This is a genomic window from Jonesia quinghaiensis DSM 15701, assembly GCF_000423205.1.
GTDB classification, from domain to species: domain Bacteria; phylum Actinomycetota; class Actinomycetes; order Actinomycetales; family Cellulomonadaceae; genus Jonesia; species Jonesia quinghaiensis.
This window is the reverse complement of sequence record NZ_AUHN01000005.1, coordinates 128,234-145,459: the sequence shown is the minus strand read 5'-3', so window position 1 is coordinate 145,459 and position 17,226 is coordinate 128,234. Positions and strand designations below refer to the sequence as shown.

The window sequence follows — 17,226 nt, the reverse complement described above, 5'->3', positions numbered from 1 at the left end:
GCTGTCGTGACCACGAACCTGACGAGCCGTTAGGACACTTGTTTGTGTTGCATCTGCTGTACGCGCATCGTGTCAGCGGCCTGTTCGCGTTTGTCAGCGTCGTGTTGCAACGCCTCGTCCCGATCAGCCTGGTAAGTGACTGAAACATGTGGGCGCGACTTCCAGGCGTAGGTCACTTGGTAATTCCAGTGGCGTTTTGTCCAGAGGGCTGCAGCAAGTGACACGGCAATGGCTGTGATTGCTCCAATACCAACACCCCACCGGGCGCCATAGGTTTCTGCGATCCACCCCACGACTGGCGCACCCACGGGGGTGGCCCCAACAAACACCACGAGGTAAAGCGCCATGACTCGGCCACGCATCTCAGGTTCCACAGACATTTGAATGGTTGCGTTCGCCGCAGTCATCATGGTCAGCGAGAAGAACCCCAGCGGAATGGATGCCAGAGCATACAACTCGTATGTCGGCATCAGCGCCATCACTCCGGCAGATACCCCAAACATGAAACCTGCACCAATGACAAGGCGCACTCTAGGCCGCACCCGGCGCGCTGCAATCAACGCCCCGGACAGTGAACCAATGGCCAAAATGGAACCCAACATTCCGTAACCATCAGCGCCCTTACCAAAGACTTCTGTTGCCATGAGCGCAGAGGTGAGTTGGAAGTTCAGACCAAATGTGGAAACCACACAGGCAATAACCATGATGACGATGATGTCGCTACGGTGGCGCACATAGCGAATACCTTCACGGATTTGCCCCCGGGAACGGGTGGCGCGTGGAGTTTTGTGCAGTTCACGTTTACGCATGAGGGACATCGCCCAGATGGTTGCGGCGAAGGACACCCCGTTAAGCACAAAAGCCCACCCGGTTCCTACTGCTGCAATGAGGAAACCGGCTGCTCCGGGCCCAACAAGGCGCGCTGCGTTAAAGGACGCAGAGTTGAGGCCTACCGCGTTGGGTAGGCGTTCTGCTGGCACCATCTCTGACACAAAGACTTGGCGAGCCGGGTTGTCCACGGCGGCCACGCACCCGAGGAGGAACGCGAAAACGTAGACGTGCCATAGTTGCACGATCCCAGTCAGGGTGAAGACACCGAGCAGGAGGGCGAGGAGACCCATGAGCCCCTGGGTGGTCATCAAGAGTTTGCGGCGGTCAACGCGGTCTGCGAGCAGCCCTGCGTAGGGCGAGAGGAAGATGACGGGCAGGAACTGCAGGCCGATGACGAACCCAACGGCTGTCCCTGAGTTGTCGGTTAATTGGGTCAACACAAGCCAGTCCTGAGCTACGCGTTGCATCCAGGTTCCGACGTTTGCAACGAGCGCTGCTGCGAACCAGATGCGGTAGTTAAAGAACTTCAGGGAGGCAAATGTTGGACTCATGGTTGACCGGCAATCCTTTTCAACAGTTCGCTCGCTTGGGCGAGGGTCTGTCTTTCTTCGGGGGTGAGGGTACCCAGTTGCTTTGTCAGCCAGGCATCACGGCGGCGTCTGGTGACCTTAATTTCTTCATTGCCGCGCTCGGTGAGCGCAACAAGAACTTGTCGCCGGTCCTGTTCATGACCGACCTTTTCCGCGAAACCTAGTTCACACAGTGCGTTGACGGTGCGGGTCATGGAAGGTGGTTTCACACCTTCGAGATCCGCAAGGGCACCGGGGGTCATCGGACCGAACTTATGCAGCGCGGTCAGGACAACAAATTGGTGTTCAGGCAGGTCAGCCTCGCCTCGTTCGGTGCGCAATCGGCGCAACACACGACTGGCGGCTATGCGCACTTCTCCAGCAAGAGGGCCGGGGCGGTGCTTGGTGGACTGGCTCACATCTCCTTACCCTAACTCATTACTTAAGGTAATTACATAGGGTAACGGTTTGATGCTGGTCACGTTTAGCTACAACATAAAACCCAGCGTTTAGCCCGGAAAACCGCCGCCAAGAAGAGTTGAAGTGCAGGTCAGGGCACGTAGCTCACAGCAACTGTGCCGCGCCCAGCCAACCCAAGACTGCCCACACCGTGAGGCACAAAAACAGACTGACCAGTGGCCACTTTCCCCAACTCGCCCAATGCGTTCGTCACAGTGATCTCACCCTCAAGGCACAGCACGATGCGCGGCCCCGTCCGATTCACCAATGCAGTTCCGTTCACCTCGCCATACACCAGTGAGAACTCTGGGGCTGGCACCCGATACTCGGTGAGCCCGCCGGGAATAGAACGCAACGTAGGGCGAACAGCAGGTTCCGGCGCAAAGTCTGTACATTCGAGGAGTTGTGGCACATCAACGCGCTTTGTCGTCAACCCTGCCCGCAAAACGTTGTCTGAACTCGCCATAATTTCTACACCCAACCCATTCAGGTAGGCATGCACTTGCCCCGCCCGCAAGAACACGGCCTCCCCCGGTTTCAAGCTGAACCGGTTGAGCAGCAGCGACACAAGCATCCCAGGGTCACCCGGGTAGGCCTTGGACAAGTCCAGGGCTGTGAGAAGCCCGCGTGACACCTGCCGCCCTTGCCCACGTTCGTGAGCAATCGCATCGGCAATGGATTCTGCGGCGGCATCGAGTTCTGCGCGCGCATCTTTGGCCCGCAACCCGATAGCTAAGTCAAAGGCCTGGCGCACCCGCGTATCTGAAACACCTGCACCGGTAAGGATGTCACGCATCGCAGCAGCGGTAGGGCCAGCAACTGGGGCAAGAAGTTGTGCAGCACGTTCTGGACGGCGGAACCCGCTGAGCCCTTCAAACGGGGTGAGCGCGAGGATCATCTCGGGTTTGTGCTGGTCATCCTTGTAGTTTCGCTCAGGCGAATGCAGGTCGATGCCTTCCCGGTTTTCCCGGCTAAACCCAGCCCGTGCAATGTGCGGTTTGGGATGAACCTGCAAAGACAATGGCCCAGCAGCGGCAAGAACTTTCAGGAGATATGGCAAACGAGGCCCGTACTCATTGGCCACACTTTCCCCGAGCATAAACTCTGGGTCTGAGCGCACCAGGTCAATAAGGGAAACCGCGTCAGCATGCAGGACACTATCAACGGGACGGTAGTCAGGCCACGATGCCCCTGTCACGTCGATGCTTCGGGTCCTGCTGGGCGCTAAAGGGTGAGCACCAAGCCACAACTCGGCGGCTGGTCGCCCACTAGGTTGCCAACCAAACGCATCGAAGATCGCGTTTTGGGAACCCCACGCGTAGTCCTGCAATGCGTTGTTGAGTCGATAGATCGTTTGCCTCACCACATCTTGATCTTAGGCTCAATCGCGTGAACGCTAGGGGATTCCACGTGACGTTCACGTGTCAACTGACCAAACTTTCCTCCATCGCTCAATGATGGGACCACGTGGGAGAAAACTTTCCACTCGGAAGAATTTCACCCCAGCGTCCCATGACAACCGCTCATCTTTTACGCACGAGCGCCGATCAAACCTTCAACGACCGCTTAAGAGAGAGTTGACCGATGACCGGCCCACAGTTACTAACACGCTCACGGTGGAATGACCGCCCCGTGTTTTTCAAGATCATCACCGCCGTGTTCGTCATGTTCCTCACGACCGTGGTGGTAACGCTTGTCTCGGTGAACGCTCTCGGGGGTGCGCGCAGTGAAGCAACTGCGATGCACTACGAAAATGTTGTTCCCCTTGAACAACTTGCAGCGATTCAACGCTCATACCAGGGCGACCGCGCCCGAGTCATTCAATACGGCATTGCCGATGACGCGACCCGCGAAGAACTCGTCGCCGACCTCGAGGTCCGCCGCGGTGAAATCGACGCACTCATCGCTGAGTATCGCGAATCTGCAATCAGCGCAGTCGACCTCGACAGCTTTGTTGCAGCCCTTGACGCATACTACGGTGCGGCTCTCAACGAGTTCTTCCCCCTCATCGATGCTGACTCAGAAGCTGAAGCAGCCGCCTACTTTGAGTCATCAATTCGCCCCCTCACCACCGGGGTCATGGAAGCCCTCGCAGTTGAGACGGATGCACAAGGCGTTGCCGCCCTCGCACACGCTGAAGCCATTGACGACTCCGCTACACGGTCACTGTGGGTCATCATCATCACAGCCCTTATCGGTGCGATCATCGCCAGTGTTCTTGCACTCAAAATTGCCCGCACCCTCGCCCGGCGGTTGGGGAACGTCTCAGACGGTCTCGCAGCAGCTGGTGACGGTGACTTTACACACGCCACCACAACCGATGGTCACGATGAGATTGGCCAGCTCGCTAAGAACCTCACCCGTACCCAAGAAAGCCTGCGCCTCCTCGTAGCAGGCATCGTGGAGTCCTCACAAACCATCGCAGCGGCCTCCGAAGAACTTGCCGCCGGATCAAGTCAAGTCACAGTGGGCTCGGACGAAACGTCGTCCCAAGCAGGAGTAGTAGCAGCTGCGGCCGAGCAAGTCTCCCGCAACATCCAAACTGTGGCAGCGGGTGCCGAACAAATGGGCGCCTCGATCCGAGAAATCGCGCAAAACGCCTCAGAAGCCGCCAGTGTTGCAGGCAACGCCACCTCTGTTGCCCACGCAGCCAATGAACAGATAACTCGTCTGGGCACATCGTCAACCGAAATCGGCAACGTCATCAAGGTCATCACCTCGATCGCCGAACAAACCAACCTCCTCGCACTGAACGCGACCATCGAAGCAGCACGAGCCGGAGAAGCCGGCAAGGGCTTCGCCGTCGTCGCATCCGAAGTCAAAGACCTCGCCCAAGAAACAGCCAAAGCAACCGAAGACATCGCACGCCGCGTTGAAGCTATCCAAGGCGATACAACGGGTGCAGTCACAGCAATCAACGAGATCACCAACATTGTGAGCTCTATCAACGACTACCAACTCACCATCGCCTCCGCGGTGGAAGAACAAACCTCCACCACCACAGAGATGTCCCGCTCTGTTGCAGAAGCCGCAACAGGCTCCGGAGAAATCGCCGCGAACATCAACGGCGTGGCAAACGCAGCCTCCGGAAACGCACACACCCTTACCCAAATGGGTGACTCCATCTCTGAACTAGCGCGCCTCGCTGCTGAACTACGAGCACAAGTGTCGCGCTTCACCTACTGACAGCGCTGTCATACAGTCACATCACTAGTGGTGTGCCCCCCTCCGACAGCGTTGTCACCTCGCACGTGGCGATCACCCCCCTGCAGATCGCCACGTGCGTCCCCCTCACTGCGCCAATTTGCGCGCTCCTCCCCCGATCGATGACCACCCCCGGTCTACACACCCCGGAGTAGAACCATGCACGAACAACCGCTCACCGACGCTACCCCCCGGCAACTGTGGACTGACCGGTCCATCTTCTTCAAAATCAGCACAGCCGTTGCAGTCATGCTTCTCGCTGCGCTGATGATTGCTTCCGGCTCTTTCTACTCGCTGAATCGCGCACAACATTTAGCCGCAGATCTTTACGAAAAAGGGGTCCTCCCTCAAGAGAAGCTTGCCGAAGTTCAACGAGCCTTCCAGGGCGACCGGGCGCGCATCGTGCAGTACGGTTTTGAACTCCCTGAAAATCGGGAAGCATTGCGTGATGAGCTTGCTGAACGACGGCTTGAACTTGATGCAGAAATCGCCGAGTACCGCCCTATGGCAATAGACCAAGCGAACGTCGATGCCTTTATTGTTGAATTGGAAGAGTACTACCGGCTGGCCTATGAAGAGTTCTTCCCTCTTGTCGACGCGGGAGACATGGAAGCAGCCGTAGGCATGTTTAATGAGAAAATTCGTCCCTCGTTGACCTCCACTTTGGACGCACTTGCGGTTGAAGCCGAGGTTCACTCCGCACAAGCGCTTGTTGAAGACAAAATCTTGCAAGACACGGCGAACTCATCAAAAATGCTTCTTGTTATTATCACCTCTAGCGGCGCCGCCATTGCGATGTTCCTTGCCTTTAAAATTGCCCGACGTATCTCCACGCGCCTTGCCAATGTTGCCCAAGGACTGTCTGCTGCCGGTGATGGTGACTTCACCGTTCCGGTAACAACCGTAGGCGCCGATGAAATTGGACTTCTCGCTAAAGATCTCATTCGCACCCAAGAAAGCTTGCGCCTCCTGGTAGCTGGCATTGTGGAGTCCTCACAAACCATCGCAGCGGCCTCTGAGGAACTTGCCGCTGGCTCCACTCAGGTGCTTGCTGGATCAGATGAAACCTCATCGCAAGCTGGTGTCGTAGCCGCCGCAGCCGAGCAAGTCTCCCGCAACATCCAAACCGTGGCAGCAGGCGCCGAACAAATGGGCGCCTCCATCCGAGAAATAGCCCAAAACTCCTCCGAAGCAGCAAACGTCGCCGCAGACGCCCAAAACGTCGCCACCCAAACCAACGAACGCGTCCAACGCCTCGGAACCTCCTCCGCAGAAATCGGCAACGTCATCAAAGTCATCACCTCCATCGCCGAACAAACCAACCTCCTGGCACTCAACGCAACCATCGAAGCAGCACGAGCAGGAGAAGCAGGAAAAGGCTTCGCCGTCGTCGCCTCCGAAGTCAAAGACCTCGCCCAAGAATCAGCCCGCGCAGCAGAAGACATCTCCCGACGCGTCGAAGCCATCCAAATAGACACCCAAGACACCGTCACCGCCATCAGCGAAATCTCCACCATCGTCAACTCCATCAACGACTACCAACTCACCATCTCCTCCGCAGTCGAAGAACAAACCTCCACCACCAACGAAATGTCCCGCTCCGTCGCCGAAGCAGCAACCGGCTCCGGAGAAATCGCCAACAACATCAACGGCGTAGCGAATGCCGCATCAGGCAACGCTCAAACGCTCAACCAGATGGGCGAATCAGTCAACGAGCTCGCGCGGCTTGCAGCCGAGCTCCGCACTCAGGTGTCACGCTTCACCTTCTGACACCCCTCACCTGTCCCCTGTGCGCGAGGAGTCCCCTTCACCTCCTCCCGCACAGGGGCAATTTTGTGTCTATGGGATCAATATCACCCGTATAAAACTGCTCATTTTCGTTGTTATTTAGCCGATATCAGGATTGAACCCTGATGAACGGAGACTTCCCCATGTCTACCCAAGACACCACCTCACGGCAAGCATGGACCGACCGGTCCGTCTTCTTCAAAATCGCCACCGCCGTGTCGATCATGCTGGTTGCGGCATTGATTATTGCTGTTGTTTCTCTGACATCACTTGGTGTCGCTCGGGCCAAAGCAGAAGAGCTCTACACAAACAGTGTGCAACCGCTCGAGGAACTCAATAAAGTTCAGCGCAACTTCCAAACCACACGTACTCGTGTGAACGAGTACGGGTTCTTTACTGAAGAGCGCCGCCCCGATGTTTTGAGTCAACTCGAAGAAAACATCGTGAACCTCAGGGCCAGCGTTGACGTTTACCGCCCTATGGCTGCTTCAGAGGAAAACCTCGCAGCCTTTGACGTCGCGCTCGATGAGTACTACGACATGGCCTACAACGAGTATTTCCCCCTCGTTGATGCAGGCGACCAAGCAGTCTCCGTTGAGTTCTATGACTCCACCGTGCGCCCCGCTGTTGTGAAGTTCCTTGACGCACTCTACGCCGAGGCTGAAGCGCAAAGCGCGATCGCTGAGGCTACCTCGGGTGATGTGCAAGAAACAACCCAGTCCTCACAGATGCTTGTCACCATTCTGACAATTGTGGGCGGGGCTATTGCCATGCTGCTTGCGTTCCGGATTGGTAGCAAAATCGCGTCACGCCTCGCAAACGTCTCCACTGCACTGGCTGCTGCTGGTGACGGCGACTTCACCGTACCAACCACCACCACCGGGTATGACGAGATTGGCCAGCTCGCTAAAGACCTCACTCGAACCCAGGAAAACCTGCGTCAACTTGTTGCTGGGATCGTTGAGTCTTCACAAACTATCGCTGCAGCATCCGAAGAACTTTCAGCCGGCTCAAGCCAAGTCACAGTGGGTTCGGACGAGACATCTTCCCAAGCTGGCGTAGTAGCTGCTGCTGCCGAACAGGTCTCCCGCAACATCCAAACTGTGGCAGCGGGTGCCGAACAAATGGGTGCTTCCATCCGTGAAATTGCGCAGAACTCTTCAGAGGCAGCCAACGTGGCAAGCAACGCCCAACATGTCGCCGCAGAAACCAACGAGCGTGTTGCACGTCTTGGTACGTCCTCAGCGGAAATCGGCAACGTCATCAAGGTCATCACCTCGATCGCCGAACAAACCAACCTCCTTGCCCTGAACGCGACCATCGAAGCAGCGCGAGCAGGAGAAGCCGGCAAGGGCTTCGCCGTGGTCGCATCCGAAGTCAAAGACCTCGCCCAAGAAACAGCCAAAGCAACCGAAGACATCGCACGCCGCGTTGAGGCTATCCAAAGCGACACCCAGGACACGATCTCTGCCATTAGTGAGATCTCAACAATCGTGGCATCGATCAACGACTACCAACTCACCATCGCCTCCGCGGTGGAAGAACAAACCTCCACCACCACAGAGATGTCCCGCTCTGTTGCAGAAGCCGCAACAGGCTCCGGGGAAATCGCTGTGAACATCAACGGAGTAGCGACTGCTGCTGGTGAAAACGCGGGCACCCTCGGTCAGATGGGTGAGGCTATTTCTGAACTTGCCTCACTGGCAGCCGACTTGCGTAGCCAGGTGTCACGCTTTACCTACTAAGCGCATAGGGCGTCAGGCAGTGCTGGAAACAGCCCTGAGCGCCCAGTGAACAACCTTGAACATGGCAGTGGCCGGTACCCCACACGGGTACCGGCCACTGCCATGTTGTGGTTAGCCTACGAGGGCATCCTGGATAGGTCCAAGAGCGAAGTAGATGACAAACATCGCGGTGGTGACCCACATCAGTGGGTGCACGGAACGCCCCTTGCCCTTGACGAGCTTGATCGCGGTCCAGAAAAGGAAGCCAGCACCAATTCCATCAGTGATGGAGTAGGTGAACGGCATGATCACCATGGTGAGGAAGGCTGGAAGAGCGATTTCGTAGTCGCTCCATTTGATGCCTGTTACTTGGGTCATCATGAGGAACCCAACAAAGACCAAAGCTGGGGTTGCCGCCTCGTAGGGCACTAATTGCACAACAGGAGCGAACAGGGTGACGGCGAGGAACGCTAAACCGGTGACGATCGACGCGAGACCCGTGCGGGCACCTTCACCAACTCCTGACGCTGATTCAATGAACGCCGTGTTTGAGGACACTGATCCGGCACCACCGGCGATTGCCCCGAGGGAGTCAACAACCAGAATGCTTTGAATGTTTGGGGGGTTGCCCTCTTTGTCGAGAAGGCCAGCTTCACCACCGACCGCAACCATGGTGCCCATCGTGTCGAAGAAGTCCGCCAGCACGAGGGAAAACACGAGCAAGATAACCGCGACAATGCCGATTTTCCCGAAGGAACCGAACAGTGAGAACTGGCCGATCAGCGAGAAGTCGGGCAGCGCGAACCACGAGTCTGGGATGGCGGGAGCGTTAAGGTTCCACCCGGTTGGGTTGTCCCCTGCACCGGCGCCTTGGTTCTTTGCACCGATGTTCAGGGTTTGCTCAAGCACGACAGCCAGCACAGTAGCACCGAGAATTGACCACAGCATCGCGCCCTTCACCTTGCGGGCGGTGAGCAAGACGATAGCGAACAGGCCAAGGAAGAACACCAGCATCGGCAAGGAATCAATTGATTTATCGGTTCCCAGTTGAACTGGTGTGCCTGGCTGGTTACCTGGGATGTAATCGAACATCGCCGGAGTGGTGACCACACCAGCGTTCACCAATCCGATGAACGCAATGAACAGACCGATACCCACTGAGATCGCTGTTTTAAGCCCTGCTGGGACAGCCCGGAACACGGCTGTTCTAAATCCGGTGAGCACGAGCACCAAGATGACGAGCCCTTCGAGCACCACCAGCCCCATCCCGTCAGCCCAGGTCATTCCCGGCATTTTCACGATGGTGTAGGCCACCAAAGCGTTCAAGCCAAGACCAGCTGCAAGCGCGATGGGGAACTTGGCCACCGCTCCCATCATGATGGACAAAATACCGGCGATGAGTGCCGTTGTCGCTGCGATGAGGGGAAGGCCGCCACCAACTGTCGTGGGATCTCCTGTTGCGAGTTCGGCACCAAGGTAGGCGCCGGTGGAGTCTGGGGTAAGTCCGAGGATCAGAGGGTTCAGGATGATGATGTAGCTCATCGCGAAGAACGTGACGAGCCCACCGCGGATCTCACGGCCCACGGTGGAGCCGCGTTCAGAGATCTGGAAGTAGGTATCAAGGAAGCCAGAAAAGCCGCTAGACGCCTTGGGCGTAGCGGCTTTGGAAGAGGTGTTCGCCATGAGCATATATTCTGCCCGGAACTCACACGAATTCTTAACAACGTCTCACCATGAGAACGCAAAAAGGGGACGGACGTGCCGGAAAGTGGGCATAAAAGATGCGGCGGGGGCACTTTCGCGCCTCCGCCGCATCCTGCGAATCGCTCTGCCCTATTGCATAGGCAGCGCCAAACGAATCCTGTACTACAGCACCACGACAGAGAGGTGACCGCTGCCGTAGCCGGTTACTTCTACCTCAAGGTCGAGGCGCGGTACGTATGCCATCACCCAGGGAGCGATGTCTCCGGGGAGTGGCTGCTGTGCTGGGTGTACTGTCCCCAAGCGGAGGTGCGGGGCACCTTGCTGGTTGAACAGTGCAGCCATGACGTTGAATACTTCACCGACTGTTTCGAAGAGGATGTCGGTGAGTTCACCATCTTTCATCGCGTCTTGAGCGACGGCTGCGGGCATGAGCGCAAGGGAAGCACCGATGTTCGCGGCAGCTCCCAGGTCCATAGCCACGAGGGCGTTAAGCGACAGGGTGTCCGACACATACTCTGCGACAAGTGCGCCACCCGGCCCCTCAGGGTCCACCATGGGAGCGCCTGTGCGGATGTTGAGTTGGCGGCCAATCAGAGTTTCAACCATCTCCTTTGTTGCTTGCGCGGTGGGCAAAGGAGACTTTTGTTGTGCGAACGGATTTGTCATACGAGTACCGGACCAATCACTTCCTGGAAAGATTCCGCTGTAAACGGCTTGGCAATGAGGAACAATGCTCCTGCCTGTTCAGCCTGGGCTCGCATTTCTGGCGAACCTTCAGACGTCACAAAACCGAATGGCACTTTGGATCCTGCCTGACGCAACGCGACAAGGGCCTCAATACCAGTAGCGTTTGGCATGTTCCAGTCTGACAGTACCAAATCTGGGGTGTTGTCGAGGACCATGTCGTACAGTTCTTGGCCGTCGGACGCCTCAAGGATCTCCCAGTCGTCGTAACCTGCTTGGCGCAGGGTACGAATAACGATTTGGCGCATCACTCGGCTGTCATCAGCGACGATCACAAACATGTGGATAACTCCGCTTTCTAGTTCTGGGTATTTGGCAAAAGCCACAGGGAAACAACAAGAACGTGGTTTCTCCAGTTAATTGCGAGGTCTTGCAAAAATTGTGCCCCGCTGGAATCTGGACCATTGTCGTCAACTTGTGGAAGTGACAGCTTGGCTGTTGCGTCGAGCAGTGACTTCACGTTACCGCCAACAACGTTGGCAATCTCGCCAAACGCGTCAACAAGGTCTTCGCGAGTCACGTCTTCACCCTCCGGCAGCATGAGCAACCCGGTGGTGATGTCACGACCGGCAGCCATGTCGGTGTTGACCAGAGCGCGCACACTGAGTGGACCGAAGTCTGTGATGGCGTGCATGTCAACCCACGCTGCGAGCGGTTCAGTGAACTCTGGGGCTGGCTCAAAACGTTCAAAAGCGAGTTGCTCACCAGAGTCAAGCATCGCGGCAAATACGTCTTGAGTGATGGTAAGGATCTGGTCTCGATCGACCGTCGCTGCGGTGCTGGTCATACTGGCTCCTCTGCTGGCAGAACGCCGAGGAAATCGAGCTTTTGCGCGATTGCCTCAGGGGTGAAGGGTTTGATGAGGTATTCGTGTGCGCCAGCGGCAAGCGCTCGCACAATTTGGCCGTGCTCACTTTCAGTGGTCACCATCATGAGTGTGATGTCGCGCCACTGCGCTTGGGCACGGACCTCTTTAACGAAGGTCAGGCCGTCCATGACGGGCATGTTCCAGTCGACACAGCACAAGGCAATGTCCGACTCCGACTCCAACACGTTCAGCGCTTCTTGGCCGTCGCCGGCTTCGAGTGTGTCGTAGCCGAGGTTCTTCAGGACACCGGCGACGATGCGGCGCATCGTGCGTGAATCATCAATCACGAGTGCTTTCATTGTCATTTTTTCCCTACTGTGTTCTGGTAGATCGAGCTACGCCCAACCTGGACCCTGGTCCATGCATCATCCACACCTACTGTTGTCTCCGCTGCTCCCAAAATGAGGAATCCGCCCGGCTTCAAGACTTTGCGGATCTTGGCGAGAACTTCACGTTTCACCTGAACGTCAAAGTAGATGAGGACGTTACGGAGGAAGACCACGTCATATGGCCCTCCAGCTGGTGGAGAGTCAAGCAGGTTGTGGCGTTGAAAGCGGACCATCTGACGGATGGCTTGGTTGAGCGCCCACTCGGTACCACTGCGCTCGAAGTGCCGCACGAGGTGTGTGGCGGGTAAACCTCGGTTTACCTCGAGTTGGGAGTACCGGCCCTTCTGGGCGCGTTCCAAGACTTCCTGTGACAGGTCCGTGGCGATGATCTCGGTGACTGGTCGCGGTCCAGGTTGGCTCGCGAAGTAGTCGGTGAGGACCATGCCGATGGAGTACGGTTCCTGGCCGGTTGAGCAGGCCGCACTCCACACTTTGAGGGTTGCGAGTAAACCTCGCTGTTGTTTAAGTTCAGGCAAAATGTGATCGGTCAGCGCAACGAATGGTTGGCTGTCCCGGAACCACGAGGTCTCATTGGTTGTGAGAGCTTCGACGATTCGTTCGGCTTCCGTGTGGGACAGGCGGGCTCGTTGTTCCGCTAGGTACTGTTCCACTGTTTTGCCGTGGGACCGGGCGATAGGTGTGAGCCGGCTTTCGACAAGGTATTCCTTGCCAGGTGCCAGGTTGATCGCGCTCTTTTGGCGCACTAGCGTCGCTACGAAGGAGAAACTCTCCTGTGTTAGCGTCATGACGCTCCCCCTCTGTTCAGCGGTTGGACGGCTTTGGTTCGGGCAAGAATGGCCTGAACGGTGGGGCCGATCTCATTGATTGGCAAAATGCGGTGGGCATAGCCAGCCGTCGCGGTCGCGCCGGGCATGCCCCACACCACGGAGGTGCCTTGGTCTTGGACAATCACTGTGCCACCGGCTTCGGCGATGTGTCCTGCTCCGTTTTTTCCGTCCGAACCCATTCCCGTGAGAATCACGGAGAGCAGTTCCGGACCAAAAATCTTTTGTGCTGAGGCGAACATGACGTCCACTGAGGGGCGACAAAAGTTCACTGGTGGCCCCTGGGTCAGGGTTGTGTATACCCCGTTATCCCGGTAGGCCAACTCGAGGTGGTAGTCACCTGGCGCGAGATAGATGTTTGCGGGTTGCAGCAACTGGCGGTTGTGCGCCTCGTGGACTCGGTTGGGGCCGAGCCGGTCTAGGCGTGCCGCAAGTTGCTTGGTGAACACTGGCGGCATGTGTTGGGTCACGATCATGGGAACCGGTAGTGGCTGGTTCAACGATGCGATCACTTTCGACAACGCTTCAGGTCCACCCGTGGAGCTCCCCAACACCACGGCTCGGATAGCGTGTTGCCGTTCGTCAGTGCGGGTGTTGACTGAGGATTGGCGGAACATCGCATGGGCGGTGGCTGTGGAGGCGGGTCCACCAGCTCCTGGGGCACCAGGGCGCCCAGGTGCACCACCTCGGCTTGTGGCCTTGTGGGGTACGAGAGCCTTAATTTTGGGGATGAGTTCACCGGCAACAACGCGTAGCGACTCGTTAATGGACCCAACGTTCGACGGCTTTGTCACATAGTCCGATGCCCCAGCGGTCAGGGCGTCAAGTGTGGCGGTCGCTCCGCGCTCAGTCAACGTGGAGAACATGATGATGGGCGTTTGAATGCCCTTTTTCCGGAGCGCACGAACAGCTTCCACACCGTTCATTTCCGGCATTTCAATGTCCATGGTGATGGCGTCTGGTTTCAACTGTTCAATTTTTGCTAAACCCAGTTTGCCGTTGGCAGCAGTCGCGATGACCTCGATACCAGAGTCTGATTCCAGAGCCTGGACAACGAGACGCCGGATGACAACAGAGTCATCAACGACCACAACTCGAATACTCAAGGTTTTGTCCTTTGCGTTGTTTCCAGGCGGGATACACGGGTAAGTCACGGCTCACTGCAGGTGACTGCAACAGGCGTGCCTGCGTTACCAGTGATATCGGCACAATCACCGCGCCTGTAAGGAAGACAGCGGGTTAGAAAAGTGACGATGGCCCCACCGACAAAAATGTCAGTGGGGCCATCGGCGCTGGCAGCGCTCACGTGTCGCACAGATTGTGACAGCGGCGCGTCACGCTATACGGCTGCCAGGGCTCGGTCGACGTCGAGTGTCAGGAGCAACCCGGATTCCAACTTGAAAGCTCCGGTAATAAGCTCACGAACACGCGGGTCGAGAGTGTCAGGCGGTGTCTCAAAAGCGTCAGCTTCCAAGGTGAGAACTTCACCAACCTCATCCACGAGGAGTGACACGGACTCGCCGTGTGTCTCCACAACGATCATCATGGATTCGGCGTCCCCTGCTAACTGCTCGAGGCCTAACCGTGGACGCAAATCCACTGTCATGACCACTTGACCGCGCAGGTTCACCAACCCCGCGATTCCCTGCGGTGCAAGGGGCACGGGAGTTCGTGGGTGATGCCCAAGGGTTTCTTCGATGCGCAGTACCTCAAGCCCATAAAGGGCATCGGCGATGCGGAACGTGACGTACTGAGTGGACATCAGGCACCTACCAGTTCTGAATCGAAGCTGGCTACGTCTTCGTAGAAGACGGGGTCAGCTGTCATAAGCGCTGCCGGGAGGTCAAGCAGTTCGGTAACCCGACCTGACAAGACCATCGACCCGAGAAGCCCACCTTCGGCGACCTCTGAACGGGTAGCTCCAGCGTCGTTGAGGATTTCGATGATTTCCTCAACCAGCACTGCAACCGTGCGGTTGCCGTGCGTGAAGATCACCAATTGGATGTCCTCGCCTGGCATGTCGCTGTAAACGCCGAGGTAGCGGCCCAGTCGGATGACCGGAACAATGGAGTCTCGGTATTGCAGCACCTCACGCCCGGCAACTGTTTCAAGGCGTTCTGGTTTGATCTGCTCAAGACGGGTAACTGCCTCAAGTGGGATCGCAACGCGCCGTTCTTCTCCAATGGAAACCACCAAGTACTCGGTGGTGTTCTCACCAAAGCTCGATTCTTCTTCACCAAGACGTGTTCCCATCAGGTCCGTCCCATCCGAGTTCAGCGAGCGTCGGGTGATGGCCTGAATGTCGAGGATCAACGCAACGGCGCCGTCACCCATCAGGGTGGCGCCCGCATAGATACCGATAGTCTTCAAGGCTGTTGCCAAGGGTTTGACCACGATTTCTTCGTTGTTCATCACCCGGTCTACCACCAACCCAAAACGCTGGTTGTCGGCTTGAAGCACCGCGATGACTGCTGTGCCTTCGTCATTGTGTGGTTTGCCCAACACAGTGGAAAGGCGCACCAGTGGCAGCAAGGAACCGCGTAGACGGTATACCTCAGCGGACCCAATGAGCTCAATGGCTGACTTGGTTTTTTCGGTGTCAAGAGCTACGAGTTCCTGCAGGTTGACCTGCGGGATCGCGTAGATTTCGTTACCAGACTGCACGGTCAGCGCAGGCATGATGGCAAGTGTCAGCGGGATGCGTAGGCGCCAAGTGGTGCCGCGTCCAACTGCAGATTCCACTTCAACAGCGCCACCGATGGATTCGATGTTTGACCGCACAACATCCATTCCTACGCCTCGCCCGGACACGTTAGTCACGGCAGCGGCGGTGGAGAAACCGGCAAGGAACACCAGGTTTTGGATTTCGTTGGGCGTCATTTGGTCGAGTTGTTCAGGTGTTTTTAGCCCACGCTCGACGGCTTTGGCAGCCACCCGGGCAGGGTCGATTCCAGCACCATCATCAATGACCTCAACCATGACCTGACCACTGGCGTGGTAAGCGCGAAGAGTCAGCACACCAACACGTGGCTTGCCCATCGCTACCCGGTCATCAGGCGACTCAATACCGTGGTCGATAGCGTTGCGCACCAGGTGAGTGAGCGGGTCTTTCACAGACTCCAGCAAGGAACGGTCAAGTTCGGTGTCTCCACCAACCATTTCCAAGCGAACATCTCGCTTACACGCTGAAGCAAGGTCCCGCACAACGCGCGGCATCTTGGACCAGATGTGTTCGATCGGCTGCATACGGGTCTTCATGACACCCTCTTGCAGTTCTGACGCGATGAGCGACAGCCGCTGTGAGGACCTCAAGAGGTCACCCGAATCGTAGCCAGCGAGTTGGGAGATCTGGTTACGGACCAGAACGAGCTCCCCTACTTGGCGCATCAGTTCATCGAGAAGATCGACATCCACACGAATCGAGGAGTCCGATGTTGATCGACGTTCTGGTGCGTTCTGTGCGGGTGCCGCATTTGCACTTGCCACACTCTTTTTCACTGGTTGGGCAGCTGGCGCTTGGGGCGCTGGTGCTACCGGTTCAGTTTCAAAGATTTCTAGTGCAGGCAGTGCCGCTTCCACTGGTGGTTCCGGGACATCAATGTCCGCGGGGGCAGCGTTGTCAGCTGGGGTACTGGTAACGACTGGCGTTGCCGGTTCCGGGCTGTCAAGTACTGCCTGAGGCGCCTGGACGGGTTCCTCAGGCAGTGGTTCGTTGTCCAGTGTTGCTTGGATGGCTGACACCGTTGCTTCGATGTCGATGCCTTCCTCATTGCCGCTTTCTTCAAGGCGGACAAGCAACGCACGGATTGTGTCTACCATCATGAGGAGAACGTCTGCGGTGCGCTTTTCCATCTCGCGCTTGCCGTCACGCAGTTCAACAAGGAGGTTCTCTCCTACGTGCGCGACGCTCTCAAGCCGAGTGAGTGCAAGGAAACCACTGGTTCCCTTGATGGTGTGGATGGTCCGGAATACGGAGCTCAATAGCTCACGCGATCCCGGCTCGCTCTCTAGTGCTACGAGATCCTGGTCGAGCTGATCGAGGTTTTCATTACTCTCGATCAGGAACTCCCGGACAATCTCATCCATGCCGTCCAATGGCAACCTCCTCAATCGGGTCAGGCAGTTCCGGCCTGACACCAAGGAGATCGGCTATTTTCGCGA

Annotated in this window: 15 protein-coding genes; 3 read left to right on the top strand and 12 right to left on the bottom strand. The window is 57.0% G+C overall.

Annotation, left to right across the window (positions count from 1 at the left end):
* Positions 1–29: 29 nt before the first annotated feature.
* From G538_RS0103895 to manA, 3 genes are all read right to left on the bottom strand, one after another.
* Positions 30–1,382: an MFS transporter gene (locus G538_RS0103895; RefSeq protein WP_029068292.1), complete on the bottom strand. Its 1,353-nt coding sequence runs from the start codon at positions 1,380–1,382 to the stop codon at positions 30–32.
* The gene (locus G538_RS0103890) at positions 1,379–1,819 is read right to left on the bottom strand and encodes a MarR family winged helix-turn-helix transcriptional regulator (protein ID WP_029068291.1); all 441 of its coding nucleotides are present in this window, start codon (positions 1,817–1,819) and stop codon (positions 1,379–1,381) included. The genes G538_RS0103895 and G538_RS0103890 overlap by 4 nt, the downstream gene beginning before the upstream one ends.
* Positions 1,820–1,950: 131 nt before the next feature.
* Positions 1,951–3,225, bottom strand: a complete 1,275-nt coding sequence (manA, locus tag G538_RS0103885) for a mannose-6-phosphate isomerase, class I (RefSeq protein ID WP_245566784.1) — start codon at positions 3,223–3,225, stop codon at positions 1,951–1,953.
* Between the two features lie 218 nt (positions 3,226–3,443).
* On the opposite strand from manA, the gene G538_RS0103880 reads away from it, so the two are divergent.
* The 3 genes from G538_RS0103880 (at position 3,444) to G538_RS0103870 (ending at position 8,596) form a co-directional block, all read left to right on the top strand.
* A complete protein-coding gene (locus G538_RS0103880) occupies positions 3,444–5,045 on the top strand; it encodes a methyl-accepting chemotaxis protein (RefSeq protein ID WP_029068289.1) in 1,602 nt (533 codons plus the stop codon).
* 177 nt (positions 5,046–5,222) lie between these two features.
* Complete coding sequence (locus G538_RS0103875) at positions 5,223–6,833, top strand: methyl-accepting chemotaxis protein (RefSeq protein ID WP_029068288.1); 1,611 nt, start codon at positions 5,223–5,225, stop codon at positions 6,831–6,833.
* A 161-nt stretch (positions 6,834–6,994) separates the two neighbouring features.
* Complete coding sequence (locus tag G538_RS0103870) at positions 6,995–8,596, top strand: methyl-accepting chemotaxis protein (protein WP_029068287.1); 1,602 nt, start codon at positions 6,995–6,997, stop codon at positions 8,594–8,596.
* 111 nt (positions 8,597–8,707) lie between these two features.
* On the opposite strand, the gene G538_RS0103865 is transcribed toward G538_RS0103870, so the two are convergent.
* The 9 genes from G538_RS0103865 to G538_RS0103825 all read right to left on the bottom strand — a co-directional run bounded on the left by G538_RS0103865 (position 8,708) and on the right by G538_RS0103825 (position 17,151).
* The gene (locus G538_RS0103865; protein WP_035833291.1) at positions 8,708–10,258 is read right to left on the bottom strand and encodes an NCS2 family permease; all 1,551 of its coding nucleotides are present in this window, start codon (positions 10,256–10,258) and stop codon (positions 8,708–8,710) included.
* Positions 10,259–10,441: 183 nt separating this feature from the next.
* Positions 10,442–10,945 carry a hypothetical protein gene (locus tag G538_RS0103860; protein ID WP_029068285.1) on the bottom strand — a complete coding sequence of 168 codons (504 nt, stop codon included), beginning with the start codon at positions 10,943–10,945 and terminating at the stop codon, positions 10,442–10,444.
* Positions 10,942–11,304 (bottom strand): response regulator, encoded by a 363-nt coding sequence (locus G538_RS0103855; RefSeq protein ID WP_029068284.1) that lies wholly within the window; start codon positions 11,302–11,304, stop codon positions 10,942–10,944. The genes G538_RS0103860 and G538_RS0103855 overlap by 4 nt, the downstream gene beginning before the upstream one ends.
* Before the next feature lie 17 nt (positions 11,305–11,321).
* Positions 11,322–11,810: a chemotaxis protein CheX gene (locus G538_RS0103850; protein ID WP_029068283.1), complete on the bottom strand. Its 489-nt coding sequence runs from the start codon at positions 11,808–11,810 to the stop codon at positions 11,322–11,324.
* Positions 11,807–12,190 carry a response regulator gene (locus tag G538_RS0103845; RefSeq protein WP_029068282.1) on the bottom strand — a complete coding sequence of 128 codons (384 nt, stop codon included), beginning with the start codon at positions 12,188–12,190 and terminating at the stop codon, positions 11,807–11,809. The genes G538_RS0103850 and G538_RS0103845 overlap by 4 nt, the downstream gene beginning before the upstream one ends.
* A 2-nt stretch (positions 12,191–12,192) precedes the next feature.
* Entirely contained in the window at positions 12,193–13,026 is an 834-nt protein-coding gene (locus G538_RS0103840; protein WP_029068281.1) for a CheR family methyltransferase, read from the bottom strand.
* Positions 13,023–14,171: a protein-glutamate methylesterase/protein-glutamine glutaminase gene (locus G538_RS0103835; protein WP_029068280.1), complete on the bottom strand. Its 1,149-nt coding sequence runs from the start codon at positions 14,169–14,171 to the stop codon at positions 13,023–13,025. Before G538_RS0103835 ends, G538_RS0103840 begins: the two co-directional genes overlap by 4 nt.
* Positions 14,172–14,404: 233 nt before the next feature.
* Positions 14,405–14,827, bottom strand: a complete 423-nt coding sequence (locus G538_RS0103830; RefSeq protein ID WP_029068279.1) for a chemotaxis protein CheW — start codon at positions 14,825–14,827, stop codon at positions 14,405–14,407.
* Entirely contained in the window at positions 14,827–17,151 is a 2,325-nt protein-coding gene (locus tag G538_RS0103825; protein ID WP_035833178.1) for a chemotaxis protein CheA, read from the bottom strand. The genes G538_RS0103830 and G538_RS0103825 overlap by 1 nt, the downstream gene beginning before the upstream one ends.
* Positions 17,152–17,226 lie beyond the last annotated feature (75 nt).

Bases quoted from the DNA above. Each gene is read 5' to 3' on its own strand.
- G538_RS0103840 (WP_029068281.1), bottom strand. From the start codon at position 13,026: ATGACGCTAACACAGGAGAGTTTCTCCTTCGTAGCGACGCTAGTGCGC.
- G538_RS0103880 (WP_029068289.1), top strand. From the start codon at position 3,444: ATGACCGGCCCACAGTTACTAACACGCTCACGGTGGAATGACCGCCCC.
- G538_RS0103830 (WP_029068279.1), bottom strand. From the start codon at position 14,827: ATGTCCACTCAGTACGTCACGTTCCGCATCGCCGATGCCCTTTATGGG.
- G538_RS0103870 (WP_029068287.1), top strand. From the start codon at position 6,995: ATGTCTACCCAAGACACCACCTCACGGCAAGCATGGACCGACCGGTCC.
- G538_RS0103850 (WP_029068283.1), bottom strand. From the start codon at position 11,810: ATGACCAGCACCGCAGCGACGGTCGATCGAGACCAGATCCTTACCATC.
- G538_RS0103860 (WP_029068285.1), bottom strand. From the start codon at position 10,945: ATGACAAATCCGTTCGCACAACAAAAGTCTCCTTTGCCCACCGCGCAA.
- G538_RS0103875 (WP_029068288.1), top strand. From the start codon at position 5,223: ATGCACGAACAACCGCTCACCGACGCTACCCCCCGGCAACTGTGGACT.
- G538_RS0103865 (WP_035833291.1), bottom strand. From the start codon at position 10,258: ATGGCGAACACCTCTTCCAAAGCCGCTACGCCCAAGGCGTCTAGCGGC.
- G538_RS0103855 (WP_029068284.1), bottom strand. From the start codon at position 11,304: ATGTTTGTGATCGTCGCTGATGACAGCCGAGTGATGCGCCAAATCGTT.
- G538_RS0103845 (WP_029068282.1), bottom strand. From the start codon at position 12,190: ATGAAAGCACTCGTGATTGATGATTCACGCACGATGCGCCGCATCGTC.
- G538_RS0103895 (WP_029068292.1), bottom strand. From the start codon at position 1,382: ATGAGTCCAACATTTGCCTCCCTGAAGTTCTTTAACTACCGCATCTGG.
- G538_RS0103825 (WP_035833178.1), bottom strand. From the start codon at position 17,151: ATGGATGAGATTGTCCGGGAGTTCCTGATCGAGAGTAATGAAAACCTC.